At 59.8% G+C, this 25,186-nt stretch carries 20 protein-coding genes and 5 pseudogenes; 16 read left to right on the forward strand and 9 right to left on the reverse strand.

Translation table 11 applies throughout. The features are described from left to right. Positions 1-19 precede the first annotated feature (19 nt). The gene (locus tag JCM25143_RS23850) at positions 20-211 is read right to left on the reverse strand and encodes an ArsC/Spx/MgsR family protein (RefSeq protein ID WP_234395126.1); all 192 of its coding nucleotides are present in this window, start codon (positions 209-211) and stop codon (positions 20-22) included. Positions 212-245: 34 nt separating this feature from the next. Next, positions 246-368, reverse strand: coding sequence for a thioredoxin domain-containing protein (locus JCM25143_RS24725; RefSeq protein WP_267879930.1), 123 nt, complete (start codon positions 366-368; stop codon positions 246-248). Between the two features lie 137 nt (positions 369-505). Here JCM25143_RS24725 and JCM25143_RS17965 point away from each other — a divergent pair. Beyond that, positions 506-2,172, forward strand: a pseudogene (locus tag JCM25143_RS17965) (SulP family inorganic anion transporter). Here JCM25143_RS17965 and JCM25143_RS08135 read toward each other — a convergent pair. Further along, positions 2,159-2,959: a sulfite exporter TauE/SafE family protein gene (locus JCM25143_RS08135; protein WP_025860716.1), complete on the reverse strand. Its 801-nt coding sequence runs from the start codon at positions 2,957-2,959 to the stop codon at positions 2,159-2,161. The pseudogene JCM25143_RS17965 and the gene JCM25143_RS08135 sit on opposite strands and share 14 nt — an antisense overlap. 25 nt (positions 2,960-2,984) lie before the next feature. Then, the gene (locus tag JCM25143_RS08140; RefSeq protein ID WP_025860718.1) at positions 2,985-3,911 is read right to left on the reverse strand and encodes an MBL fold metallo-hydrolase; all 927 of its coding nucleotides are present in this window, start codon (positions 3,909-3,911) and stop codon (positions 2,985-2,987) included. 104 nt (positions 3,912-4,015) lie between these two features. Here JCM25143_RS08140 and JCM25143_RS08145 point away from each other — a divergent pair, with 104 nt between their 5' ends. The 3 genes from JCM25143_RS08145 (at position 4,016) to JCM25143_RS08160 (ending at position 5,993) form a co-directional block, all read left to right on the forward strand. Next, entirely contained in the window at positions 4,016-4,717 is a 702-nt protein-coding gene (locus tag JCM25143_RS08145; protein ID WP_025860719.1) for a peroxiredoxin, read from the forward strand. Beyond that, complete coding sequence (locus JCM25143_RS25395; RefSeq protein WP_408735031.1) at positions 4,714-5,490, forward strand: metalloregulator ArsR/SmtB family transcription factor; 777 nt, start codon at positions 4,714-4,716, stop codon at positions 5,488-5,490. Before JCM25143_RS08145 ends, JCM25143_RS25395 begins: the two co-directional genes overlap by 4 nt. Before the next feature lie 143 nt (positions 5,491-5,633). Further along, positions 5,634-5,993, forward strand: coding sequence for an arsenate reductase (locus tag JCM25143_RS08160; protein ID WP_025860720.1), 360 nt, complete (start codon positions 5,634-5,636; stop codon positions 5,991-5,993). A 32-nt stretch (positions 5,994-6,025) separates the two neighbouring features. On the opposite strand, the gene bfr is transcribed toward JCM25143_RS08160, so the two are convergent. The 5 genes from bfr to cysG form a co-directional block, all read right to left on the reverse strand. Then, entirely contained in the window at positions 6,026-6,511 is a 486-nt protein-coding gene (gene bfr, locus JCM25143_RS08165) for a bacterioferritin (RefSeq protein ID WP_025860721.1), read from the reverse strand. A 170-nt stretch (positions 6,512-6,681) separates the two neighbouring features. Further along, positions 6,682-7,692, reverse strand: coding sequence for an Lnb N-terminal periplasmic domain-containing protein (locus tag JCM25143_RS08170; RefSeq protein ID WP_025860724.1), 1,011 nt, complete (start codon positions 7,690-7,692; stop codon positions 6,682-6,684). After that, the gene (locus JCM25143_RS23855) at positions 7,689-8,330 is read right to left on the reverse strand and encodes a hypothetical protein (protein ID WP_234395128.1); all 642 of its coding nucleotides are present in this window, start codon (positions 8,328-8,330) and stop codon (positions 7,689-7,691) included. Before JCM25143_RS23855 ends, JCM25143_RS08170 begins: the two co-directional genes overlap by 4 nt. Further along, positions 8,330-9,442, reverse strand: coding sequence for an esterase/lipase family protein (locus JCM25143_RS23860; RefSeq protein WP_234395129.1), 1,113 nt, complete (start codon positions 9,440-9,442; stop codon positions 8,330-8,332). Before JCM25143_RS23860 ends, JCM25143_RS23855 begins: the two co-directional genes overlap by 1 nt. A 213-nt stretch (positions 9,443-9,655) precedes the next feature. After that, entirely contained in the window at positions 9,656-11,077 is a 1,422-nt protein-coding gene (cysG, locus tag JCM25143_RS08180) for a siroheme synthase CysG (protein WP_025860725.1), read from the reverse strand. Between the two features lie 338 nt (positions 11,078-11,415). On the opposite strand from cysG, the pseudogene JCM25143_RS17985 reads away from it, so the two are divergent. The 12 genes and pseudogenes from JCM25143_RS17985 (at position 11,416) to JCM25143_RS08235 (ending at position 25,173) form a co-directional block, all read left to right on the forward strand. Then, positions 11,416-12,802: pseudogene (locus tag JCM25143_RS17985) on the forward strand (ethanolamine ammonia-lyase subunit EutB). Further along, positions 12,799-13,590: an ethanolamine ammonia-lyase subunit EutC gene (eutC, locus tag JCM25143_RS08190; RefSeq protein WP_025860727.1), complete on the forward strand. Its 792-nt coding sequence runs from the start codon at positions 12,799-12,801 to the stop codon at positions 13,588-13,590. The pseudogene JCM25143_RS17985 and the gene eutC overlap by 4 nt, the downstream one beginning before the upstream one ends. 19 nt (positions 13,591-13,609) lie before the next feature. After that, positions 13,610-14,955, forward strand: a pseudogene (gene eat / locus JCM25143_RS17990) (ethanolamine permease). A 251-nt stretch (positions 14,956-15,206) separates the two neighbouring features. After that, positions 15,207-16,460, forward strand: coding sequence for a sarcosine oxidase subunit beta family protein (locus JCM25143_RS08200; RefSeq protein ID WP_025860729.1), 1,254 nt, complete (start codon positions 15,207-15,209; stop codon positions 16,458-16,460). 12 nt (positions 16,461-16,472) lie between these two features. Next, a pseudogene (locus JCM25143_RS17995) lies at positions 16,473-16,776 on the forward strand (sarcosine oxidase subunit delta). Beyond that, positions 16,773-19,778: a sarcosine oxidase subunit alpha family protein gene (locus tag JCM25143_RS08210; protein WP_025860730.1), complete on the forward strand. Its 3,006-nt coding sequence runs from the start codon at positions 16,773-16,775 to the stop codon at positions 19,776-19,778. Before JCM25143_RS17995 ends, JCM25143_RS08210 begins: the two are co-directional and overlap by 4 nt. After that, complete coding sequence (locus JCM25143_RS08215; RefSeq protein WP_025860731.1) at positions 19,771-20,298, forward strand: sarcosine oxidase subunit gamma; 528 nt, start codon at positions 19,771-19,773, stop codon at positions 20,296-20,298. Before JCM25143_RS08210 ends, JCM25143_RS08215 begins: the two co-directional genes overlap by 8 nt. Before the next feature lie 93 nt (positions 20,299-20,391). Further along, positions 20,392-21,746: pseudogene (locus tag JCM25143_RS18000) on the forward strand (L-serine ammonia-lyase). Positions 21,747-21,872: 126 nt separating this feature from the next. Further along, complete coding sequence (locus JCM25143_RS25190) at positions 21,873-22,424, forward strand: aromatic ring-hydroxylating oxygenase subunit alpha (protein ID WP_369347364.1); 552 nt, start codon at positions 21,873-21,875, stop codon at positions 22,422-22,424. Between the two features lie 26 nt (positions 22,425-22,450). Next, positions 22,451-23,116, forward strand: a complete 666-nt coding sequence (locus JCM25143_RS25195; RefSeq protein ID WP_369347365.1) for an RHO alpha subunit C-terminal catalytic domain-containing protein — start codon at positions 22,451-22,453, stop codon at positions 23,114-23,116. Then, positions 23,113-24,198 carry a hybrid-cluster NAD(P)-dependent oxidoreductase gene (locus tag JCM25143_RS08230; RefSeq protein ID WP_025860732.1) on the forward strand — a complete coding sequence of 362 codons (1,086 nt, stop codon included), beginning with the start codon at positions 23,113-23,115 and terminating at the stop codon, positions 24,196-24,198. The genes JCM25143_RS25195 and JCM25143_RS08230 overlap by 4 nt, the downstream gene beginning before the upstream one ends. A gap of 3 nt (positions 24,199-24,201) precedes the next feature. Next, entirely contained in the window at positions 24,202-25,173 is a 972-nt protein-coding gene (locus JCM25143_RS08235) for a GlxA family transcriptional regulator (protein WP_025860734.1), read from the forward strand. The last annotated feature ends 13 nt before the right edge of the window (positions 25,174-25,186 follow it).

The following is a 25,186-nucleotide window of genomic DNA, read 5'->3' on the forward strand; positions in this document are numbered from 1 at the left end:
TAGGGCCGTGTATTCCCGGTTACGGCAGAAGCGATACGACCGTATCTGCCGGGCGGCACGCTTTTACACCACGTGGTGTGGCCACAACCGGCCTGTTCAGCAGAACGGGGTGGGCGGCAATGGCGTCCAGAATCTGGCTGTCCGTCACATCGGGTTTGTCCAGTCCCAGTTCAGCACAGAGTTTTTCCTTGCCGCGGAGCAGGTCGCGCACCGTGGCAGGGCCTTGTTTTACCAGTGCATCCAGATCAGCGGGTGAGGGGGGTTTTCAGGTAAAGGACAATTTCAGGTTCGATCCCGGCCTGACGCACCAGTTCCAGAACGGAGCGCGATGTGCCGCAGGCGGGGTTATGGTACACGGTAACGGTCATGATCTGTCCCTATGTGGAAAAACCGCGAATGTTGCATGTTCCGGTTTATGTGCAAACCCGCTGCGGCTGATGATGAAAACGGCGGCCCGGCGCGCACCGTAGCGTGTGCCCGGCGGACAGAAGGAGCAATCATGGCCATGGAACGCAAGGGGGAGGGTGCCTTTGGCTTGAAGGTTTCCGCCGGTTTCTGGCGCGATGCGCTGGCGGGGCTTTCCCTTGCTTCCATGAATATTCCGCAGGTGCTGGGGTATGCGCGCATTGCGGGCATGCCCGCTGTAACCGGGCTTTACACGGTGCTGCTGCCGCTGCTGGCTTTTGCCGCACTGGGGGCATCGCGGCATCTGGTAGTGGCGGCAGATTCGGCAACGGCGGCTATTTTTTCGGGGGCATTGTCTGGCATGGCCCCCGTGGGTGGGGCTGCCTATATCAGCATGGTCAGTGCGGTTGCGTTGCTCAATGCCGGGTTTTTGCTAGTGGCCCGGTTGTGTCGGCTAGGATTTCTAGCTGATTTTCTTTCCCGTACCGTGTTGGTGGGGTTTCTCGCCGGGGTTGGGGTGCAGGTGGGGCTTGGCATGCTGTATGACATGCTCGGTCTTGTATCGGCCCGGCATACGCCTGCGTTGCAGGTGGTGGAACTGGTGCGTGGTCTCCCTCACGCCAATGGGGCGGCAGCCCTGATTTCTGTTATGGCCTGTCTGGTTTTGCTGCTTGGGCAGAAATACAGGCCGCGCATACCCGTGGCTCTTGCCGTGGTGGGGCTGGGGGTCCTGCTGGGCTGGAGTGGTTTGCCTGCTGCCCATGGTGTGGAACTGCTGGGGCCGGTGCGCGGTGGGTTGCCTGTTTTGCACGTGCCGGTCATTCCATGGGAAAACATGCTCGCCCTGCTTCCAGTTTCGGCATCTTGCGTATTTGTCATCATTGCACAGAGTGCCGCCACCTCCCGGGCCTTTGCGATATGTTCCACGAAACCGTGGATGAAAACCGCGATATTCTGGGGTTGTCCGCGGCTAATGCTGTGGCGGGGCTTAGCGGGACTTTTACGGTCAATGGCAGCCCGACCCAAACCGCCATGGCCGTGCGGGCCGGGGCTATGACCCAGCGGGCACAGGTGGTGTTTGCCGGGGTGACCGTGTGCGTGTTGCTGGCGTTGACCGGCCCGCTGGCCTGGCTGCCGCAATGCGTGCTGGCGTCAGTCGTGTTCTGCGTTGCGGCAGGGATGGTGGATGTAGCGGCTCTCAACAGTATCCGGCGTGAAAGCCCGGGGGAGTTCTGGCTGGCACTGGTTACGGCTGTCACGGTGGTGGGGGTGGGGGTTGAGCAGGGTATTTTCATTGCCATAGCGCTGTCCCTGTTCCGGCATGTACGCCATAGCTACAAGCCACACACCATGGTGCTGCGGCCTGATACCGCGACAGGCACTATGGAAGTGGAACCCGTGCGGGCAGGCATACAGACCGAGCCGGGGCTGATTGTCTACCGGTTCAGCTCAGACCTGTTCTATGCAAACTGCCAGCGTTTTGCGCAGGATATCACGCTTTTGGTGGATACGGCTCCCCAGCCGGTGCACTGCCTTGTGGTGGATTGCAGCGCTATTACGGATATTGATTATTCCGCCGCCCGTGTAGTGCATGACGTGCTCGAACGGCTGAAAGCGGAGCGCATACAGGTTTTTTTCGGGCGTGTGCTGCCTTATGCGCTGGCGGATATGGAGCGCCACCATATTGCCGAGGCCGTGGGGCAGCAGAATATTTTCGAGCAGTTGCATGTGGCGCTGGCTGCCGCACGCAGGATTACAGCCGGCTGATACCCTGCCAGATCATGTAAAAAGCCACGAGAAAGATCACGCCGGCGAAAAAGCTTGTCAGTCGCCCGGTTGATCCTGCCATGGAGCGGGCCGTGCGTGTGCCCAGAATACTGCCCAGTGCCCCCCCGGCAATGAACAGTATTGCCATTTGCCAGTCCACATAGCCGGAGAGTGTATAGCTGAGCGCTGTGCTGAACCCGAATGCCGAAACAGCAACAAGCGATGTGCCAACTGCGTTCAGAATGGGCATGCTGGTGGAGGCCATAAGCCCCGGCACGATCAGAAATCCTCCGCCAATACCAAAAAAGCCCGAAAGTAGGCCTGCCCCAAGCCCGTATGTCATGACCTTGGGGGCGTTATGGCGGTTGCAGCTTGCACCGGGGGAGCCAAGATTTTTGCGGCCATGGAGCATGAGTGCCCCTACGCCGATCATAAGCAGCGCAAATAGCAGCAACAGGCGTTGGCCATCCATAGCCTTGCCCAGACCGGCCCCCAGAAAAGCGCCTACCACACCGCAGGAGGCAAAAATACCCGCGCAGCGCCATTTGACGGTACCGGCGCGGGCATGCTGGGCCAGCCCGATCAGGGCGTTAATGGCCACAGCCAGCGCACTGGTGCCAATAGCGACATGCGGGTTGGGCACCCCCACCGCGTATACCATGAGTGGCACCGCCAGAATGGACCCGCCCCCGCCGATCAGCCCGAGTGTAAAACCGATCAGCGCACCGCAGAACAGTTCCACACCGATATGGAGCAGGCCGGACTGAAGCAGGGAGTGGGATAACATGGCAGAGGGAACCGTCCGGCGGGTGTCAGAGCGTGTTTACGGGTATCTTGATATAGCTGATGCCATTGTTTTCGGGCGCGGGCAAATGGCCTGCCCGCATGTTGATCTGAACCGATGGCATGATCAGGTTCGGCAGGGACAGTGTGGCGTCACGCGCCGTGCGCATGGAAACAAAAGCATCCTCGCTGATTCCGTCATGCACATGGATGTTGTTCTGGCGTTCGGCAGCCACGGTTGTTTCCCATACGAAGCGATCGCGCCCGGGGGCCTTGTAGTCGTGGCACAGGAACAGGCGGGTCTGGGGAGGCAGGGAGAGCAGGCGGCGGATGGACTGGTAGAGCGTGCGGGCGCTGCCACCGGGAAAATCCGCCCGGGCCGTGCCGTAATCGGGCATGAACAGCGTATCGCCAATAAAGGCCGCATCGCCAATGATAAACGCCATATCTGCCGGGGTGTGGCCCGGCACATGCAGCGCAATGGCGGGCAGGTCGCCCAGAGTGAAGGTTTCCCCATCGGTAAACAGATGGTCGAACTGCGCACCATCGCGGGTAAAGGCAGGTTCGGCATTGAAAATGGTGCCAAAGGTCTGCTGCACCTGCACGATATCGGCCCCTATGCCGATACGCCCGCCAAGCTGCTTCTTGAGCCATGGTGCGGCGGATAGGTGATCGGCATGGGCGTGGGTTTCAAGCTGCCAGAGCACATTCAGGTTTTCATGGCGGACATAGGCCACAACCTGTTCGGCAGAATGGAAGGACGTGCGGCCCGAGGCCGGGTCGTAATCCATGACGCTGTCGATAATGGCGGCAGCCCGTGTGCGCGGGTCATGCACGACATGGGTTGCGGTAAAGGTTGTCTCGTCAAAAAAGCTGCGGACACAGGGTCGGGCCTGCGGGTGATTACCGGCTGCCACGATCTGGTCATAAGCGGCGGAAAGAGCAAGATCCGACATGTGCGCTCCTGAAGATTTATAATTTTCAGTAACAATGTATATTTACTTTCACTAAATATGAAACCATCTTGCGTCAAGAGTTGCTTTTCGCATAAACAGACCGAATGAATGATCAATCGCCTCAGCCCGGCTCAGCGCCGCCTGCCGCGGTGTCTCTCAGGATTGGTGACACCGCGCCGGATTTCATGGCCCGCACAACACGCGGTGTCCTGACCCTCAGCAGTTTGCGTGGGCAATGGGTTCTGCTGTTTTCGCACCCTGCTGACTTTACGCCGGTCTGCACCAGCGAGTTCCTTGCGCTGGCCCGTGCGGAGCCGGAATTTCGCGCCATGGGCTGTGCGCTGGTAGGGCTTTCGGTTGACAGCCTGCCCGCGCATCTGGCGTGGGTGGAGGCCATTCGCACGCAGTTTGGCGTATCGGTGCCGTTCCCGATTGTGGAAGATCCTTCGCTGGTTATTGCGCAGGCCTATGGCATGCTGGATGCGGCGGCCCGGAACAGTGCCACCGTGCGGGGAACCTATTTTATCGACCCGCAGGGCATTGTCCGGGTGGTAACATGGTACCCCATGACGGTCGGCCGCTCGGTGGATGAAATGAAGCGCACCCTCGCTGCCTTGCAGCGCGTGAGTAAAGGCGATGTGCTCACCCCCGAAGGCTGGGAGCCGGGTGGTGCCGTTGTGCTGCCTGCCGGGCAGACGCAGGAGGAAATAGAAGCGCTGGGGCCACAATGGTTCATGAAAACGCAGGCTGATACGGCCACTGTAACACCACCTGCAGGCAGTGCGGCACGAGGGAAGACAGCGTGAGCGACCTGCTGCTGGATGAAGCGCGGCAGATGGTGGAGCGGCTCAAGCTGTTTGCCCAGCCGCAGCGTCTGGTTATTCTCGATGTTCTGCTGCGTCATGGGCCGCTGGCCGTAGGAGAATTGGAAACCCGCACGGGTATTGGCCAGCCTACGCTCAGCCAGCAGCTTGGCACGCTGCGCCGGGCGGAAATTGTTGTGCCTCGCCGGGAATCGCGGACGATTTTCTACAGTATCGCCAGTGATGACGATGTGCTGCGCGTGCGTGCGCTCATTGCCCTGCTGCGGGGGATGATGCCTCCCTGCCTGTGCTGGAAGCAGTCACGGCACGTTATGGTAACCGCCCGCGTGATGTCAGCCAGCATGAGGCAGAAGGCGGTGCGCAGTTTGCGTTCATCCGGGGGGAGGAAGCCTCGCGTGCCTGAAAACCCTATCCAGAAACGCCTTGTCCTTGCTCGGAATGGGCAGGACCCGCGTGTGATCGGGCGGATGGAGAGCGGATGGCTGGTGCTGGCTGATACCCAGCCGCTGGCTGGATACTGCATTCTCATGGCCGACCCGGATGTGGAGTCGCTCAACGCCATGCCAGAGGCTGCGAGGCTGCGTTATCTGTCGGACACCGTTCGGGTGGGGGATGCCCTTTTGCAGGTGACCGGGGCCGAGCGGATCAATTACGAAACATGGTGCAATCTGGCGCCATCGCTCCACACGCATATCGTGCCACGCTATGCGCATGAGGCACAGGCTGCGGGTTTTGCCCATGTGTGTGGCTTATGATGTGGCTAGCGCGCGCCCGTTTGATGGTGTGGCTGATGCCCCGTTTATGAACGCGTTGAGAAAGCTGCTGGATATTACACCCGCTGGTGTATGAAAACCGGCCCGGCCCTGTAGCCGTGCTGTCATGCCAGAAAGGGGAAAATATGAGCGCTCAGGCTGTTCTGTATGGGATTAAGAACTGCGATACCGTGCGCAAGGCGCGGCAATGGCTGGAAAGCCATGGTGTGCCCTATGTCTTTCACGACTACAGGGTGGATGGTATGGCGGCAGTGCCGCTTGAGGTCTGGATGGATGCGCTGGGGTGTGACGTGCTGCTGAACCGTGCCAGCACAACCTTCCGTGGGCTCGATGCAGCGGAAAAGACCGATCTGACCCCTGTGCGGGCCTTGGCGCTTATGAAAGCCAATCCGACCCTGATCAAACGCCCGGTTCTGGACTGGGCAGGGCATGTGCAGGTGGGGTTCAAACCCGAGCAGTATGCCGGGCTGTTTGATAAAAAATAGGGCGGGGCAGAGCCCCGCCGCAGGGTAGGCTCTTATTCCTGATCGGGAGCCGGAGCGGAATTGAGCTGGATATAACGCTCGATACCGATCTGGCGGATCAGGTCGAACTGGCGGTCAAGGAAGTCTTCATGTTCTTCCTCATTGGCCAGAATCTTCAGCAGCAGGTCACGGGAGACGAAATCCCGCACGCTTTCGCAATAGGCAATGCCATCGCGCAGGTCGGCCAGTGCCTTTTCCTCAAGCTTGAGGTCGCATTCAAGGATTTCCTTCACGTCCTGACCGATCAGGATGGTGTTCAGGCGCTGCACGTTGGGCAGGCCGCCCAGATACAGAATGCGCTCGATCAGCCAGTCGGCGTGGCGCATTTCCTCGATGGATTCTTCGTATTCTTTCTTGCCCAGCAGGGTCACGCCCCAGTGGCGCAGGGTGCGGGCATGCAGGAAATACTGGTTGATGGCCGTCAGTTCGTTGGTGAGCTGGAGGTTGAGGTATTCGATAACCTTGGGGTCTTTAACCATGGCTTGCATGCTCCCTATCTGGAAAATGGTCTCATAACTTATGCTGCTATGTAATGGTGAAGCGTGCTGCATGTAAATAAGTTTTTTAAAATAAAAAACCCTATGAAATTGACATTCGTTCTCGTTTGATGGGCTTTATTTACCTTTTGAGAAGTCTTGTGTTCTTTTTCTTACGGGGTGTTTAGTGGAAGATGCTCTCGTATTTCTTGCGAGTAATTTGCACTCGGCCTTGCGCCCTCGGGGCGCTTGATCAGGCTTAGCCGCTGTAGAGTGGCAAATGGGTCATGCTGGTCCAGCAGGCCGATGTCATAGGCGAGCGAGGCTGTATAGCCGCTCAGGAGTACCCGCCAGTCCAGCCGCCAGCGCGGGCTTGCACCGGAGCGGGCGAGAATTTCCGTTGTGCAATTAGCCGTGAGCGTATTGTACCAGCGCGGATGCGTGGTGAGCATATGCAGTTCCGACAGGTAGCTGAGCAGCAGGCGTTCGCGTGCAGCGGGGCTTAGCTGAAGGCGGTAGATATAAACCTGTTCGCGGCGGATATCGGTGCGCACGCCGATGAGGTCACGCTCATCCGCGGTAACATAAAACAGTTCATAATGATGGAAAAAACCGGCAATGGTCGAGTAGGCGAAGCGTTTCTGCCTGCGGGTTTCTATTGAGATCGCCAGATGCCGTCCATCGGAAAACCCGAAGCTGAGAAAGACATGGGCAATGGCCGACCCCGCCCAGTAGGAGGTTACGAGATCGACGCTGGAGAGCGTGTCCAGATTGTAGTCGGCATCGTAATAAGCCGGAGTGGCATCGGTCGGGGTGCGGTAGGTAAAGTTGCGGATATGCGTGACATGCGCCACGCGCCCTTCCACCGTGGCATCCGCCATCTGGCTGTATTCTGGTGCCCAGTCCCTGTCGTTTCGGGCCGGGTCGGTCAAGAACCATACAGCCAGAATCAGGGATATTCCCAGCATGGCGCTGCGGCGGTACAGGGGGCGCCTGATTGCCAGACAGGCCAGCAGCGCGACAGGAAAAAGACCACTCAGCCCGAGACGCAGGGCAGTGGGTTCCAGTGTAGAATAAAAAAAGGCGGCCCCACCCCAAACCGCAACAAGCAGGATACCGAAAAGACCAAGCCCCCGGCAGAGCGTGCGTAGAATAGAACGGTGGAGGGGGGGGCGTTCCGTCATGGGGTGTGTGCGGGGGCCGTGTCGGATATGGGGGTGTAGCTTCCGCCAATGCGTACGATGTTGTGTCTATCCACATCGCCGCCAGGGTGAAAGTCCGCGTGAAAATCGGCTAATTGTTCAAGCAGGATGCGGCGTACTTCGGCAATGGTGACCGGATTGGCCTGTGTGGAATGGCTGGAATGGCGCACAACCAGCTCGGAGCGGACACCGGCAATATGCGCGCTCTCATAAGTAACGACACCATCATCCGCCTCGCTCAGCGGGCTGTCATCCTGAACGGGAATAATGGAATGGGTGATCACATCCGGCACAACGGGAATGGAAGCCAGTGTGCGCATGAACGAACTGTTGGGCGACATGGCATATACGCTGCCTAGTCGGCCGGGGCTCATATCCAGTTTCATGGCATCGGCATTGCCGGCCATGATCTGCTGCGTCATGTCTTTTACCGAAACGGGAAAAGTGACAAGTCCACCAATAAAATGGGCGATGGAAAGCCCGGCCAGATAACTGCCATGCTGGGGGGTGGAGATAAAAATATCCTGCCGGATTTCAGGCATGGCGGTTGGCATAAGGGCCTGTTCGAGAAAACGGCGCGTGCGTTCAGGTAAATCCAGACTGGATAAAGGGCGTTTCATCAGCCGTTCCACAGGCGGTCATGGGGGGTGATGGTCAGCATTTTGGCCAGCAATCCGCCTTGGCTGTGGCCTATGAGTGTAATCTGGCCAAGGGCAGGGTCTGCCTGTGGGCCACCCAGATCCGATAGTGCTTTTTTGAGTGCGCGCCTGAGTTGCAGGGCGGAATACGGAATGGGGTTGCCCGTTGCGTAGGAAAAAAACCAGAACTCAAAATTATTGCTGATATCTTTGTCTTGCAGAAGGTCGTTTACCATATCAGCCCAGCGGCCCGGACTGGATGCCGTGCCGTGGATCAGCACAACGGGCATGCGTCCGTGCTGGTGCGGTTCTATGGCGAAAAGCTGCGAGCGTCGGCCGCTGTCAAAAAAGCGTCCATCCAGAAAACCCTTGTATTCGCTGGACCATATTTCAGGCTGGCTCAGGCTTATGGCGCGGGCTGCTGTCTGGTCGTATTGCAGGGGGGGCTGGTTGGGCTTTGTGTCAAACTGCGTTGTCTGGTCTATCGGGGTCAGGACAATGCGGCCTGTTATCTGGTTTGAAAGAACCTGATGGCGTGGGTCGGCTATGTTCAGATTCAGATTAACCGGAACACGCACCTTGTCTGTTACGGTAAAGGCAGCATTGGGCGGTGTGTCGGTGCTGACGATGGCGGCCAGCGGCTCGCCCAGACCGGGCGTTGTGTAGAGGTTCTGCAACCCTGAAACCTTGAGCCGGGCCGTGGGCTGGAAGTCACTCAGGGTCTGGCCGTGCCAGAGCCGGGCATCAGGGGCGGCATAGAGGTCTAGCGTGGCAAAAGGGAGTGTCCAGCGTTGGCTGTCCGGGTTGACCGGTGCGCCGAATGCGCCGGTCAGGCCCAGCGTGTACAGGGCGCTGGCCTGCTGCACGCGGGTATCGTACGGAGTGGGGCGTTCAGCGGCGGGGGCGTCGGGCTGGAGATAGGCATAGGCGTACAGGGCTGTCGCCATGAAGGAGGCCGGGTCTTGGGTTTTGCGGGCCTGCTGGTAATTGAGTTCCGCCAGGGCGAAAAGCTGGTGGGTAGGTCTGGTGTGTAGAAATGCGCCTGTGTGCTCGCGCGCAGGGTGGCCAGTGCCTGCTGGGGGTGTTTTTTCCATGTGTCCGTCAGGTTCTGGCTTGCCAGCACCGATTGGGTCTGGCTGCTTAGCCGTGGCCCATCCAGTGCGCTGCGCGTGCGTTCGCGGTAGCTGTCCGCCAAGCCCATGGTGCGAACCGAAACCGGCGTGGCGCAGCCGCTCAGCATTACGGCCAGAGCTGCTATCAATACCGGGCTGATACTCTGCTGGCCGTAAGGGAGCGGGGGGGCATGGCTATTGTCCGGCGGGAAGGATGCGGTGGCGGACGACCTCGCCCACAACAATCAGGGCTGGGCTGGTGATACCCTGTGCCGTGGCTTTTTCAGGCAGGTCTGACAGGGTGGCGCAGAGTACGCGCTGTTCAGGCAGGGTGCCGCGTTCAATCAGCGCGGCAGGCCAGTCCGGTGGCAGGCCGTGTTCGATCAGGCGCGTGCAGAGCTGGGGTAGGGCGGCAAGGCCCATGTAAATCACCACAGTCTGGTTGTGCAGGGCTATGGTTTCCCAGTCCAGATGCAGGGTGCCATCAGCTCGGGCATGGCCGGTTATGAACAGGCAGGACTGGGCGCAGTCGCGGTGGGTGAGCGGAATGCCTGCATAGGCGGCGCACCCGTTAGCGGCGGAAATGCCCGGAATGATACGAAAAGGCACCCCTGCCTGCGCCAGTGTTTCGATTTCTTCGCCGCCGCGGCCAAAAATGAATGGGTCTCCGCCTTTGAGGCGGAGTACGCGTAGGCCCTGTTTGGCCCGGCGCACCAGTTCGTTATTGATCTCGCCCTGCGGTAACGTATGGCGGTTGCTGCTTTTGCCGACAAAAACAAGCTCCGCATCACGCCGGATGTAGTTCATGATCGTGGGGGCAACCAGATTGTCGTACAGCACCACATCCGCATCCTGCATCATACGCAGGGCAGCGAGGCTCAGCAGGTCCGGGTTGCCGGGGCCAGCCCCTACCAGCCAGACTTCTCCGCGTGGGGCGGGGTTTTCCAGCAGGTGATCCAGCGCCTTGCGGGCTTCTTCTGTTTGGCCATCCATGCCCAGCTTGCCGCCGGGGCCATCAATGAAATGTTCCCATATTTGCCTGCGTGCTCCTGCTTCGGGCAGGCGGGTGCGCAGCCAGCTACGCTGTGCCTGCATGAAGCGCGCCAGACGGCCCAACCCGTCAGGCAGGATCTGTTCAATGCGTGTGCGCAGGCGGCGGGCCAGCACAGGGGCCGCCCCGCCGGTGGAAATGGCAACCTGCACAGGGCCACGGGTAATGAGTGCTGGTGTGATAAAGGAGGAAACCGCCGGATCATCTACAGCACAGACCGGCAGGTTGTGTTGCTGGCACAGGGCGGCCAGCGTGTGGTTGAGCGCCTGATCGTTGGTGGCGAGATAAACGAGCCTAAATCCCTGCGCCGCCCACTGCGCAGCATCCGCCGGTATGGCATCACGCGCGATATGGACAAACGTGCCATCACGCTCTGCCTGTTGTGTGGCCATCTGGGCCAGTTCGTCGCACAGGTTGGCGGATTGTACGTGAACCTGCGCTCCTGTCTGCACCAGCAGGCGCGTTTTATTGGCGGCAACCTGCCCGCCCCCCACCACCAGCGCGCGTGCGCCTTCCATGCGGAGTACGATAGGGAACCAGTCTGTCCTGTCTGATGTGGGCTGCATGGCGTATCTGCAAGCAGGCTTTGGGGGAAGATGCAAGAGGGAAAAGCCCTGCGCGAACCAGTTGATACCCACGGCAGCCGGTATGGTTCGGGAGAGAGGCGGTGGCAGAATCTCTTCGGCTGTTGCGTGGCTGCATCAGGTGCGGGGTTTCCGCGCGGTTCTGAACCGCCGTTTAATAAAGGATAAGGGGTAGGTATGCGCGATGGTGTGCGGAGTTTTTGCGAAAATCCGCTCGGCAGTTGTGTCCTGAACTGACAGTTTTATGTATGGTTACGACTTCGATCCGGAAGGGCGACAGGCTTCGCTATTCCGCATTTAGGCATACTGGAGGCAGTTTTATGGCGTACCGTCACACCCTGGGGGGGGAAACCTACAGTTTTGAAACCCTGAAGGACTTGCTGGCGGCTGCTTCTCCCATCCGTTCGGGCGATCAGCTGGCTGGTCTGTGTGCGGCAACGGATGCGCAGCGTGTGGCCGCGCGCTATGCACTGGCCGATCTGCCCTGCGCACATTCCTTGAAACGGCACTGGTGCCGTATGAGGAAGATGATGTTACCCGCCTGATCATGGATACCCACGACAAGGCGGCTTTTGCCCGGCTTGCTCATATGACGGTGGGGCAGTTCCGTGACTGGCTTTTGTCGCACGAGGCCGATACGGCAACGCTGAGTGCTGTAGCCCCCGGCATTACGCCCGAAATGGCGGCAGCTGTCAGCAAGGTCATGCGTAATCAGGATCTGATGGCTGTTGCGCGCAAGATTCGCGTTGTTACGAAATTCCGGAACACGATCGGGCTGGAGGGGTGCCTGACCTCGCGCCTGCAACCCAACCACCCGACAGATGACCTCAAGGGTATTGCGGCCTCCACGCTTGATGGGCTGCTCTGCGGTATTGGCGATGCGGTGATCGGTATCAACCCCGCGACTGATAGTGTTGCCAACGGCCTGGCCCTGCTCGATATGCTCGACCATGCCCGCCAGCAATACGATATTCCCACACAGACCTGTGTTCTGACGCATGTGACCAACACCATCGAAATCATGAATCGCGGTGGTGCGGTCGATCTGGTGTTTCAGTCCATTGCCGGAACGCAGAAAGCCAATGAAGGCTTTGGTGTCACCCTGCCTATCCTGCAGGAAGCGTATGAGGCAGCGCTTTCGCTCAAGCGTGGCACGGTAGGCCAGAATGTCATGTATTTCGAAACCGGGCAGGGCGCTGCCCTTTCAGCCGATGCCCATCACGGGCTGGACCAGCAGACGGTCGAGGCCCGTGCCTATGCTGTGGCGCGTGCTTACAACCCGCTTCTGGTCAATACGGTGGTGGGCTTTATCGGCCCGGAATATCTGTATGACGGCAAGCAGATCATCCGCGCGGGGCTGGAAGATCATTTCTGCGCCAAGCTGCTGGGCGTGCCCATGGGATGTGACGCTGCTACACCAACCATGCCGAAGCCGATCAGGACGACATGGACACCCTGATGGTGCTGCTGGGGGCCGCGGGCATTACCTTCCTTATCGGCGTGCCGGGGGCGGATGATGTCATGCTCAATTACCAGAGCCTCGCCTTTCACGATATTCTCACACTGCGCAGCCTGCTGGGCCTCAAGCCCGCGCCGGAATTTGCTGCATGGCTTGAGCGCATGGGGCTGTATGACAGTGCGGGCCAGCGCATGCGGGCGCTGGCACCCGGCCAGACGCGGCTTGCAAGCCTCGCAGGTGCGGCATGAGTGCGGATATTACAAAGCTGCCCTCTGCTAACGGGCAGTCTGTCACCGGCAAGGACGACTGGCAGCCGCTTCGCCAGTATACCCGTGCGCGTATTGGTCTGGCCCGTAGCGGCAATACCCTGAAAACACCCGATGTGCTGGAGTTTCAGGCTGCCCACGCTCAGGCGCGCGATGCGGTGCATACTCCGCTTGATGTCGCCTGCATGGAACAGGCCATGGCGGGTGCCCCTTTCTTGCGGGTGAACAGCCGAGCACCTGATCGTTCGACCTATCTGCGCAGGCCGGATTTCGGCCGCAGGCTGTCCGAAGAATCGCGAGCAGCCCTGCCGAAAGGCGCGTGGGATGTGGTGTTTGTGGCGGCGGATGGCCTGTCCAGCACTGCTACGCAGCAGGGCGCCGTGCCGCTTTTCGAGGCCATGCGCGAACGTCTGACAGACTGGCAGATTGCCCCTCTGGTGGTGGCGACACAGGCGCGTGTCGCACTGGGCGATGAAATTGCCCAGACCATGGGAGCGGGCATGGTGGTGGTCATGATCGGGGAGCGTCCGGGCCTGAGCGTTGCGGACAGCATGGGCGTGTATCTGACATACGCGCCTTATGTGGGCTGCGCGGATTCCTCTCGTAATTGCCTGTCCAATATCCACCCGCACGGACTGTCCGTGCAGGCGGCGGCGGACAAGCTGGCCTGGCTCATGCGTGAAGCCAGACATCTCAAATTGACGGGGGTCGGCCTCAAGGACGCGGCTCCCGAAAGTGCTGCGATCGGCAACGTGGATCGCCTTTCTTAAATGAAGGATTTTTTTGCATATGGCTGGAGAGTCGACACATCTCAGTAAGTCCCTGAGCGCATTTCATCTGTGGGGTATTGCTGTCGGTCTAGTGATTTCGGGTGAATATTTCGGCTGGAGCTATGGCTGGGGTACGGCGGGCACGCTGGGCTTCTTTGTGGCCACGGTGTTTGTGGCCGTGATGTACACGGCCTTTATTTTCAGCTTTACCGAACTGACCTGCGCTGTGCCGCATGCAGGTGGGCCGTTTGCCTACAGCCTGCGCGCTTTCGGGCGCTGGGGCGGCCTTGTGGCCGGTCTTGCCACGCTGGTGGAATTCATTTTTGCGCCGCCGGCAATCTCGCTGGCCATCGGTGCCTATCTGAACGTGCAGTTTCCCAACCTGTCACCCAAGGTGGCGGCTCTGGGGGCCTATGTCATCTTTATGACGCTGAACATCATTGGCGTGCATATTGCTGCTACGTTCGAACTGTTCGTGACCGTTGCGGCTATTATTGAGCTGCTGGTGTTTATGGGCGTCGTCGCACCGGGTTTCTCATGGGATAACTTCGTCAAGGACGGCTGGGGCGTTGCGCCGCATTTCGGCTGGGAAGCCATGGGGGGCATTTTTGCCGCCATTCCTTTTGCCATTTGGTTCTTTCTCGCCATTGAAGGCGTTGCCATGGCGGCGGAAGAAGCAAAAGACCCGCGCCGCTCCATTCCTATTGCTTATATCGCGGGTGTTCTCACGCTGGTCAGCCTTGCTTTTGGCGTCATGATCTTTGCGGGTGGCGTGGGCGACTGGCATGCTCTGGCCAACCTGAATGACCCGCTGCCGCAGGCCATGAAAACGGTTGTCGGTGCCAATAGCGGCTGGCTGCACATGCTGGTCTGGCTGGGTCTATTCGGCTTGTGGCCTCTCTGCATGGTATCATCATGGGGTATGCGCGCCAGATTTTCGCACTGGCCCGCGCTGGCTTCCTGCCTGAGGTGCTCGGTCGGCTGCACCCGCGTTTCCGCACGCCGTATGTTGCCACCATTGCCGGTGGTCTGGTCGGGATTGCCGCCATTTTCTCTGATGACGTTGTCTCCATTGCCGGGCAGTCCCTGACTGCAACACTGGTCACCATGTCGGTGTTCGGTGCGCTCACCATGTATATCATCAGCATGGCCAGCCTGTTCCGTCTGCGTATCAAGGAACCTTCACTGGCTCGCCCTTACAGCGCGCCTCTGTATCCGCTGCTGCCGGGTCTGGCTCTGGTTTTTGCAATTATCGCGCTGGGGGCGGTCATTTACTACAACCTTGAAATCTGCGGTATTTACGTGGCTTTCATGGCTGTGATGGCCTGCATTTTCACGTTCGTGTCCTCACGTCGGGCACAGTAAAGCCAAAGGCCCCGTAAGGGGCCTGATTGACCGGGGTGTCGCCTGCTTTCAGGTTGATGTCCGTTTTAGATTTTTCAGAAGAACGGCGCGCTTCTTGCAGGGCGCGCCGTTCTTTTTTTCAACTTGCGTATCTGTTCGGCCAGTTTTTCTGTGTGTCCGTTTCGTTCATGAAACTTGTCTGTTTTATACGCGCGGGCTGAGGGAGTGTGTCGCATAAAAGGAGATATGGCTCTGCAGCATGTGGGATGAACATGCAAAAATTTTCAGCGTTTTCTCTGTTCCGTCAGGCGCTTGGGGCCCATCAGGGGTGGAAGCCCCAATGGCGCTCCGTCAAACCGAAAGCCGCCTACGATATCATAATCGTAGGGGGTGGTGGGCATGGCCTTGGGGCCGCCTATTATCTGGCCAAACAGCATGGCCTGCGCAATATCGCCGTGGTGGAGCGTGGCTGGCTCGCAGGTGGTAACACCGCGCGCAACACGACCATTATCCGCTCCAACTACCTGTTTGATGAAAGCTCGAGCTATTACGAGCATTCCCTCAAACTGTGGGAAGGTCTGTCGCAGGAGCTGAACTACAATGTCATGTTCAGCCAGCGCGGATGCCTCATGATCGCGCATACCGTGCACGATGTGCAGGTGTTCAAGCGGCATGTGCACGCCAACCGGCTCAACGGTATCGACAATGAATGGCTCACCCCGCAGGAGGTGAAGGAGTTCTGTCCGCCGCTGAACATTTCTCCTAACATCCGCTACCCCATTCTGGGTGGCGCGCTCCAGAGGCGTGCGGGTACAGCCCGGCATGACGCCGTAGCGTGGGGGTTTGCGCGCGCCGCCTCCGATATGGGGGTGGATATCATTGAAAACTGCGAGGTAACGGGCATTACCCGTGCACCCAGCGGTGAGGTAACAGGCGTTGAAACCACGCTAGGCCCCATCAAGGCTCGCAAGATCGGTGTTTCAGCTGCGGGTCATAGCTCGGTGGTGCTGGGCATGGCGGGTATCCGCCTGCCGCTGCAAAGCAACCCGTTGCAGGCTCTGGTGTCGGAACCGGTCAAACCGGCTTTCCCCACCATTGTCATGTCCAACACCATTCATGCCTATATCAGCCAGTCTGATAAGGGCGAGATGGTCATTGGTGCTGGCACGGACGGCTATGTTTCCTACACCCAGCGTGGCGGGCTGCATATTCCGGCCCATACGCTCGAGGCCATTACCGAACTGTGCCCGATGTTCCGTCGTCTGCGGATGATGCGCTCGTGGGGCGGTATAACGGATAACACGCCGGATCGCTCGCCTATTACGGCCAAGACATCGGTGCCGGGGCTGTATGTAAACTGCGGCTGGGGCACGGGCGGTTTCAAGGCGACACCGGGTGCCGCCAACCTGTTCGCATGGACGATCGCCAAGGATGAGCCGCATCCCATCAATGCGCCATTCACGATCGAGCGCTTCCGTGACGGAGCATTGATTGACGAAGCAGCAGCCGCTGCGGTTGCCCATTAAGCGGGGTAGGACATGTTGCTGATAAAATGCCCCTATTGCGGGGAACGGGCGGAAGTCGAATTTGCGAATGGCGGCGAGGCGCATATTGCCCGCCCGGCTGATCCCATGGCTCTGAGTGACGAGGAATGGGCGCAGTATCTTTACATGCGTGACAACCCCAAAGCTGATTGCCGAACGCTGGCGCCATGCTCATGGCTGCGGTCGTTTTTTCAACGCCCTGCGCGATACCCGGACAGATCGTTTCGTGATGACCTATGAAATGGGCCAGCCCCGGCCTGATGTAACGCCAGAGCAGGCTGCGGAGGCCGCACGATGAATCAGGCATTCCGTATTCCGGGTCGGGGGCGGGTCAATTCCGCCCAGCCTGTAACCTTCACGTTCGATGGGCGCAGCTATACCGGCTATGCGGGGGATACGCTGGCCTCCGCGCTGCTGGCGCATGGTCGCCACCTTATGGGGCGGTCGTATAAATATCACCGTCCGCGTGGGCCTGTTACAGCGGGTTCGGACGAACCCAATGCGCTGGTGGGCGTGGGCAAGGGCCCGGCCCTGCATACGCCTAACCTGCGAGCGACCCAGGTTGAAATTCATGAGGGCCTGACGGCTGTCAGCCAGAACCGCTCTCCCTGTCTGGAGTTCGATCTGGGCAGCGTTAACAGTCTGTTCTCGGCCATGCTTCCGGCAGGGTTTTACTACAAGACCTTCATGTGGCCGAAAAACTTCTGGGACAAGGTTTACGAACCGATCATCCGCCATGCGGCTGGTCTGGGCGTTGCCCCCACGGAGCCCGATCCCGATAGCTATGCCTTCCGTTACGATCACTGCGATGTGCTGGTGGCTGGCGGTGGCCCGTCCGGCCTGAGTGCCGCACTGGCGGCGGCCCGCACCGGGGCGCGTGTCATTCTGGTGGATGAAACGGCGGAATTCGGTGGCTCGCTGCTGTCTGACCGGCAGGCCCGGATTGAAGGGCTGAGCGGGCCCGACTGGGTGCGTGGCGTTGTGGCTGAGCTTTCGGCCATGCCCAATGTGCGGCTGATGACGCGGTGTTCCGCGTTCAACTATGGCCCGCATAACATGATCGCGCTCAACCAGCGCCTGACTGATCACCTGATGACGGGGGCCAGCGGCCAGCCGCGCGAGCGTCTGTGGCAGGTGCGTGCCAAAGAGGTGGTGCTGGCCACGGGTGCCCTTGAACGCCCGATGGTGTTCGAAGGCAATGACAGGCCGGGCGTGATGCTGGCCACGGCAGCCCGTACGTATCTCAACCGTTATGGCGTGCTGTGCGGCCGCAAGGTGGTGATTGTTGCTGCCAATGACAGCGCTTATCGCGTAGCGCTGGATCTGCTGGAAGTCGGGGCCTCTGTAGCCGCCATTGCCGATATCCGTCCCGCTCCCGATGGTGCCCTGCTGCGGCAGTGCCAGCAGATGGGCGTGCGCGTGTTCAAGTCCTCCGTTGTGCAGCGTGTGCATGGCACGCAGCGGGTCAGCGGTGTTGAGCTGGCCCCGGTGCTGCCGGGTGGGGATGTTGGCAAGGGCCGCCATGTCAGCGCTGATCTGGTGCTGATGGCGGGTGGCTACACCCCCAGCGTGCATCTGTTCTCCCAGTCGCGCGGCAAGCTGCATTTTGATGAAAAGGTCGGGGCCTATGTGCCCGGTGAGTCCGCCGAGCACGAGCGCTCAGTTGGCGCGTGCCATGGGGTCTATCAGCTTGACGCAGTGCTGGCTGATGGGGCTGCTGCCGGTATGGCCGCAGCCAGTGCCAGCGGCCATACGGGTGAGATCCCGGCATGGCGGGTGGATGCGCAGGACGTAGCTGACTTCTCGGGTTTTGCCGGGGCGCTGCCGCGCCGGGGCAAGGACCTGCACAGCATGTCCTTTGTCGATTTCCAGCATGATGTAACCGCCAAGGACATCCGTCTGGCCGTGCGCGAGGGCTTCCGCTCCATCGAGCACGTCAAACGCTACACAACCACGGGTATGGCGACAGATCAGGGCAAGCTGTCCAATGTCAACGCGCTGGGCATTGCCTCCTACGCGCTGGGCAGGCCGGTGCAGCAGGTGGGGCTGACCACGTTCCGCCCGCCCTTTACGCCAGTCACGTTCGGCACTTTTGCCGGACATGCGCGCGGTGACCTGTTCGACCCTGACCGCCGTACCCCGGTCGATAGCTGGGCGCGTGCGCAGGGTGCGGTGTTCGAGGATGTCTCGCTCTGGCGCAGGGCGCGTTACTTCCCCCGTAATGGGGAAGACATGGAAGCCGCCGTGCGGCGCGAATGTCTGGCCGTGCGTAATGCGGCGGGGATTTTCGATGCCTCCACGCTTGGCAAGATCGAGGTTGTAGGCCCCGATGCCGCGACGTTCATGAACCGCATGTATGTCAACGCATGGACCAAGCTGGGCGTGGGCCGCTGCCGTTATGGTCTCCTGTGCCGCGAAAACGGGTTTATCTACGACGATGGTGTCGTGGGCCGCATTGCGGAAGACCGTTTCCATGTCACCACCACAACAGGTGGGGCAGCGGGCGTTCTGTCCATGATGGAAGACTATCTGCAAACCGAATGGCCTGATCTGGATGTCTGGCTGACCTCCACCACCGAACAGTGGTCGGTCATTGCTCTGCAGGGGCCAAAGGCGCGCGAAATTCTTGCACCTTTGGTGGACGGTCTGGATATTTCCGGTGAGGCTCTGCCGCATATGAGTGTGGTGGAAGGCAGCATTCTGGGCGTTCCCATGCGGCTGTTCCGTGTCAGCTTCTCGGGCGAACTCGGCTTTGAAATCAACGTGCCGACAACCGAGGGCCGCCGGATATGGGATGCCGTGTGGCAGGCCGGGCAGGCGCATGGTCTTACGCCCTATGGCACGGAAACCATGCACGTACTGCGTGCGGAGAAAGGCTACATTATTGTCGGGCAGGAAACCGATGGCACCGTTACACCCGATGATGCCGGGTGTGGCTGGGCTGTTGGCAAGGCCAAGAAGGACTTTGTGGGTAAGCGCTCTCTGGCGCTACCCGCCCTTCAGTCGCCCGAACGCATGCAGCTTGTCGGCCTGCTGACCGAGGCACCGCAGGAAGTGCTGGAAGAAGGCGCGCAGCTTGTGGCTGATCCGAAGGAGGCCATTCCCATGCATAAGCTGGGTTATGTCACCTCGTCCTATTTCAGCGCAACGCTGGGGCGTTCCATCGCATTGGGCATGATTTCGGGCGGTCGGGCGCGCAAGGGGCAGACGCTGTTCGTGCCGATGGAAGACCGTGTCATTCCCGTCAAGCTGGTTGATCCCGTCTTTTATGACGCGGAAGGAGTGCGCCTGAATGGCTGAGAGCAATGTTGATCTGGCCGGCTTCGATCTGGTGGCTGGCCCGTCGCTGACCCGGTGGGTTTTTCAGGGGCGTGAAGCGGCCATGCAGGCCGCCTGTGCCGCCGCTGGCTGTGCTGTGCCGGACATGCTGGGGGTAACGCAGGCCGAAGGCGTTACCGCCCTGAGGCTTGGCCCGCAGGAAGTGCTGTTTCTGCTTGAACCGGCAGCAGCACAGGGCGTGACGGAGGCATGGGCCAGCGCTCTGTCTGGCGTTGCACATAGTCTGGTGGATGTTACGGCCCGCCAGACAGCCCTGTCGGTTGGGGGCGCTCGTGCGGCAGAGGTGCTGGGCTGCCTCAGCCCGCTGGATTTCGCGCCCGGCAGCTTTGCCCCCGGCACGGCCACGCGCACCTTACTGGATAAGGCCGATGGCATGATCTGGCGGCAGGCGGAGGATCGCTTCCATCTGGAAGTCTGGACCTCGTTCCTGCCCTATGTCACCGGCATGCTGAAAAACGCCGCGCACGACACACGGTTCTGACTTTTTCGCCTCCTGTCTTTTCATGACCGGGCCGGGGCGGGCGTTTCCCTGATCGTCCGCCCCCGGTTGTGTCTTCGTTCTGGATAAAGACCCATGGTCAGCCTGTTTGATCTGTTCAAGATCGGCATTGGTCCGTCTTCTTCTCATACGGTCGGTCCCATGCGGCTGCGGGTGATTTTGCCGCAACCCTGCCGGGCACTGTCGCACGCCTGCGGGTAACGCTGTACGGGTCTCTGGCCTGGACTGGCAAAGGACATGCTACCGACCGCGCCGTGATACTGGGGCTTGCGGGCCTGCGGCCCGATACAGTGGAAAAAACACAGGCGGATGCGTGTATAGAACGGGCAACGGCGGAGCACCGCCTGAGCCTGAACGGCGCGGATATTACATTCGACCCGCAGGTGGATGTGGTGTTCGATTATGAAACTCCCGCCACGTTCCACCCCAACACCATGCAATTCGAAGCCCTTGATGCGGCTGGCACACAACTGGCGTGCCAGCGTGTCTGCTCCGTAGGAGGCGGGTTTGTGGTGGCGGAAGAACAGCTTGCCCAGCAGGCTGTGCCGGATGAACCCCCGGTACCGTTTGACTTCGTTTGTGCGCGTGACCTGCTGGTTCTGACACGCCAGACCGGGCTGAGCATTGCCGAAGTCGTGCTGGCTAACGAAGTCGCGCTGCGGCCGGGGCATGAAGTGTCTGCCCATATCAGCCGGATTATCGAGGAAATGATGGGGGCGGTGGAGCGGGGCATGCACCATGAGGGCGTGCTGCCGGGCAAGCTGGCCGTGCGCCGTCGTGCGCCGGGCCTGCGGAAACGACTCGAAGCCGACCGTTTTCGTAATCTGCGCACCGCGCATGAAGTCATGGATTGGGTAAGCCTGTTTGCCATTGCGGTGAATGAGGAAAACGCAGCGGGCGGGCGGCTGGTAACAGCGCCTACCAATGGTGCTGCGGGGGTCCTGCCCGCAGTGCTGCGCTATTATCGGACCTTTTGCCCCGATGCGACGAAAGAAGGTGAACAGCGCTTTATCCTGACGGCTACGGCCATAGGCGGGTTGTTCAAGCGCAATGCCTCGATTTCTGGGGCGGAGGTCGGGTGTCAGGGAGAGGTAGGAGTCGCGTGCTCTATGGCGGCAGGTGGCCTTGCGGCAGCGTTAGGCGGCGGACCGGAGCAGATTGAAAACGCGGCTGAAATTGGCATGGAACATCACCTCGGCATGACGTGCGATCCGGTGGGCGGGCTGGTGCAGATTCCGTGTATCGAGCGCAACGCCTTTGGCGCGGTCAAGGCTATCAACGCGGCATCCCTCGCTTTGCGGGGGGATGGGTCTCACCATGTCTCGCTGGATCAGGTTATTGCGACCATGAAAGAAACCGGCGCGGATATGAGCAGCCGTTACAAGGAAACGTCCCAGGGAGGGTTGGCTGTTTGTTTCCCGGAATGTTGAAGGCGTAAAAAAAAAGTCTTCTGCATGAAAATTTAGGTCGCAATTTCAAAAAAAATTCCGGATGATTATGGCACAGTCTTTGTTACGGCAAGCGAATGGCAGGCCGACAGGCAAGGGTTTGAAAACATGACTGAATCCATAAAGGCTCTTGTTGAGCGGCGTGTCGCGGGAAAATCGCTGGATGCGCCTTTTTACACGAGCGATGAAGTATTCGATCTTGATATGAAGGCGATCTTCGCCAAGCACTGGATTTTTGTGGCGTCCGAACCGGAAGTCGCAGAGCCGGGCGATGCGCTGGTCGTGAATGTTGGGACGGCATCCATTATCATCGTGCGGGATGATGAAGGGGAAATCCGGGCGTTCCACAATGTGTGTCGCCACCGCGGGGTGCGGATGATTCCCGAGGGTGCGACGATGATCGGCAACATCGTCTGTCCATATCATTCATGGACTTACGGGCTGGATGGTAAGCTGAAATTTTATGAGCACATGGGCGAGGATTTCAAGCCCGGTTGCAACAGCCTCAAGTCCGTTGCGCTGCGCTCGATCGGAGGGCTGCTGTTCATCTGCCTGTCCGATAACCCGCCCGGCGATATTGACGAGATGGCCCGCGTTATGGAGCGTATCTGGCCCCCCATAACCTGCGCGAAGCTCGTATTGCCTATCAGGCAGACCTGATCGAGGAGGGCAACTGGAAGCTGACGATGGAAAACAACCGCGAGTGCTATCACTGCGGTCCCAACCATCCTGAGCTGACCATTCCGCTCTTTGCTTATGGTTTTGGTTTTTCACCGACGGAACTGGACGAAGCCGGGCGCACCGATGCCCAGCGTTACACCGATCTGGTTGAAGCCTCCTGCTCACGCTGGGAAGGTGAAGGCCTGCCCTCGCGTGAGGTCGATGAACTGACAGGGCGCCCCACGGGCTTCCGCACCCAGCGTCTGCCGATTGATCAGAGCGGCGAAAGCTACACCATGGATACGCGCGCGGCCTGCCGCCTGCCGATGGGTGCCGTGCAGGACAAGGCGCTGGGTGCGCTGTCTTTCTGGACGCAGCCTAACTCATGGCACCATTTCATGGGCGATCATGTCATTACCTTCACGGCTCTGCCACTCAGCGCGGGTCGTACGTTGGTGCGCACCACATGGCTGGTGAACAAGAACGCGGTTGAAGGGGTTGATTACGATCTGGAGCGCCTGACGGAAGTCTGGAAAGCGACCAACCAGCAGGATGCTGATCTGGTGGCAATTGCCCAGCAGGGTGCGCAGGACCCCGCTTATGAAACGGGCTTCTACTCTCCTTACACCGAAGGGTTGGTAGAGAAATTTGCCGCATGGTACATCGAACGTCTGAAGGACTATCTTGCATGACGGAACTTTTCCCCGCCATTCTGGATGCGCCAGCCTGGAACTCGCAAACAGACGAAGTCCTGCGCTGCCAGGCGGTCATACAGGAAACGCATGATGTGAAGACCTTTGTCTTCACGGCTCCCGAGCCACGGCGCTTCCTGTTCAGGCCGGGTCAGTTCATGACGCTGGTGCTGCCTGTTGGCGGGGAAGAGGTCAATCGCTGCTATACGGTTTCGTCCTCGCCGTCCCGGCCTTATGCGCTGTCCATAACGGTCAAGCGTGTGCCGGGGGGGCTGATCTCGAACTGGCTGCACGATACTTTGCGTGAAAACATGGATGTGCGCGTGCTCGGCCCCATGGGTGATTTCGCCTGTGACCGTTCTGAGGCGCGCCGTTTCCTGTTTTTGTCGGCAGGCAGCGGCATTACCCCCATGATGTCCATGTCGCGCTATCTGCTGGATACGCAGAGCGGGGCGGATATCGCCTTCGTGCATAGTGCGCGCAGCCCGGCGGACCTGATTTTCCGCCGCGAGCTTGAGGCGATGGAACTGGCTCATGCCCGCTTTCGCACAGGTTTCATTTGCGAGGGGGATGCTCCGTTCGAGAAATGGCATGGTTATCGCGGGCGGCTTGGGGCGGAAATACTAGCCCAGATCACCCCGGATTTTCTGGAGCGCGAGGTGTATGTCTGCGGGCCTGCCCCGTATATGGCGGCGGCACGCTCACTTCTTGAACGTTCCGGCTTCAACATGAAGCAGTATCACGAGGAAAGCTTCGACTTCGGCACCCTTGTGGAGGACGAGCCCGAGATCGTGGAGACCACGCAGGCTCTGGCGGATACGGCCTATACGATCAGCTTTACCAAAAGCCGCCGCGAGATTGCGTGTTCGTCCGGCACGCCGGTTCTGTCTGCCGCGCGGGCTGCGGGTATGCGCCTGCCGGCTTCATGCGCCAAGGGCATGTGCGGCACCTGTAAGTGCAAGCTGGTATCGGGGGAGGTGGATATGGAGCATCAGGGGGGTATCCGCCAGCGCGAGATTGATCAGGGCATGATCCTACTGTGCTGCGCCAAGCCTAAAACCGATCTTGTGGTCGAGCGCTGAGCCATGGCGCGTGATCAGTCTCTTGCAGCCCTGCGGCGCTTTGGTTTTCTGACACTGGACAATTACTCCATGATCGCGGTTAGCAACGCGATCGAGGGGTTGCGCATGGCCAACAGACTGGGTCAGGGCGATGCCTATGTGTGGGATATCCTGACCCTGAATGGCGAGGCCGCACGGGCCAGCAACGGGCTGTGCCTGCACCCTACACTTCAGGCTACGGGCCAGCGCTACGATATTATTTTTGTCTGTGGTGGGGTAAATGTCCGGGCTGCGACATCAGAGGCCCTGCGCAGTTTCCTGCGCACGCAGGCCCGAGCGGGAACCATGCTCGGCGCTCTATGCACCGGCACATTCGCTCTAGCAGAGGCCGGGTTGCTCCGTGGTTACCGCTGTGCAGTTCATTGGGAAAACCTTAGTGCTATTCAGGAGGAATTTCCTGAAATAGATGTGTCGGGCGATATGTTCGTCATCGACCGCAACCGGCTGACCTGCACGGGTGGGTCTGTGCCGCTGGACCTGATCCTGAAAATTGTCGAGGCGCGGTCAGGCACCTCCCTCTCGCGCGCGGTGGCTGCGCAGTTCATTCTCGATCGAGGGCGCGCGGGAGAGGAAAGCCAGCCCGCTGCTAATCTGGCAGGCATGCCGCTTGCCTTGCGCAAGGCGGTGCGCATGATCGAAACACAGATGGACCGCCCCCTACGAGTGGCAACACTGGCAAAAGAGCTTGGTTTTTCCACCCGGCATCTTGAACGAATTTTTCGCAGCCATACCAACACCACGCCTGCTGGGTATCTGTCGGCAGCCCGGCTGGAAAAAGCACGCAGGCTGTTGCAGCAGACCTGCATGCCGGTAACGGATGTTGCTATGGCCTGCGGTTTTACCTCTTCGGCGCATTTTAGTACGGCATATCGGGGGCGGTATGGTTACCCCCCGCGCGATGAACGACGGCAGATGGGCCAGAGCAGCCAGCCCTGAAGGAAACTGACAG

Source organism: Acetobacter papayae JCM 25143 (assembly GCF_000613285.1).
Classification (GTDB): domain Bacteria; phylum Pseudomonadota; class Alphaproteobacteria; order Acetobacterales; family Acetobacteraceae; genus Acetobacter; species Acetobacter papayae.

Coding starts and splice junctions, on each gene's coding strand:
- JCM25143_RS08235 (WP_025860734.1), top strand. CDS start 24,202: ATGGCGCGTGATCAGTCTCTTGCAGCCCTGCGGCGCTTTGGTTTTCTG.
- JCM25143_RS08210 (WP_025860730.1), top strand. CDS start 16,773: ATGAATCAGGCATTCCGTATTCCGGGTCGGGGGCGGGTCAATTCCGCC.
- JCM25143_RS24725 (WP_267879930.1), bottom strand. CDS start 368: ATGACCGTTACCGTGTACCATAACCCCGCCTGCGGCACATCGCGCTCC.
- JCM25143_RS08230 (WP_025860732.1), top strand. CDS start 23,113: ATGACGGAACTTTTCCCCGCCATTCTGGATGCGCCAGCCTGGAACTCG.
- cysG (WP_025860725.1), bottom strand. CDS start 11,077: ATGCAGCCCACATCAGACAGGACAGACTGGTTCCCTATCGTACTCCGC.
- JCM25143_RS08145 (WP_025860719.1), top strand. CDS start 4,016: ATGAATGATCAATCGCCTCAGCCCGGCTCAGCGCCGCCTGCCGCGGTG.
- JCM25143_RS08200 (WP_025860729.1), top strand. CDS start 15,207: ATGCAAAAATTTTCAGCGTTTTCTCTGTTCCGTCAGGCGCTTGGGGCC.
- JCM25143_RS08135 (WP_025860716.1), bottom strand. CDS start 2,959: ATGTTATCCCACTCCCTGCTTCAGTCCGGCCTGCTCCATATCGGTGTG.
- JCM25143_RS23860 (WP_234395129.1), bottom strand. CDS start 9,442: ATGGAAAAAACACCCCCAGCAGGCACTGGCCACCCTGCGCGCGAGCAC.
- bfr (WP_025860721.1), bottom strand. CDS start 6,511: ATGGTTAAAGACCCCAAGGTTATCGAATACCTCAACCTCCAGCTCACC.
- JCM25143_RS25195 (WP_369347365.1), top strand. CDS start 22,451: ATGGAAAACAACCGCGAGTGCTATCACTGCGGTCCCAACCATCCTGAG.
- JCM25143_RS08215 (WP_025860731.1), top strand. CDS start 19,771: ATGGCTGAGAGCAATGTTGATCTGGCCGGCTTCGATCTGGTGGCTGGC.
- JCM25143_RS08160 (WP_025860720.1), top strand. CDS start 5,634: ATGAGCGCTCAGGCTGTTCTGTATGGGATTAAGAACTGCGATACCGTG.
- JCM25143_RS08140 (WP_025860718.1), bottom strand. CDS start 3,911: ATGTCGGATCTTGCTCTTTCCGCCGCTTATGACCAGATCGTGGCAGCC.
- eutC (WP_025860727.1), top strand. CDS start 12,799: ATGAGTGCGGATATTACAAAGCTGCCCTCTGCTAACGGGCAGTCTGTC.
- JCM25143_RS25190 (WP_369347364.1), top strand. CDS start 21,873: ATGACTGAATCCATAAAGGCTCTTGTTGAGCGGCGTGTCGCGGGAAAA.
- JCM25143_RS08170 (WP_025860724.1), bottom strand. CDS start 7,692: ATGACGGAACGCCCCCCCCTCCACCGTTCTATTCTACGCACGCTCTGC.
- JCM25143_RS23855 (WP_234395128.1), bottom strand. CDS start 8,330: ATGAAACGCCCTTTATCCAGTCTGGATTTACCTGAACGCACGCGCCGT.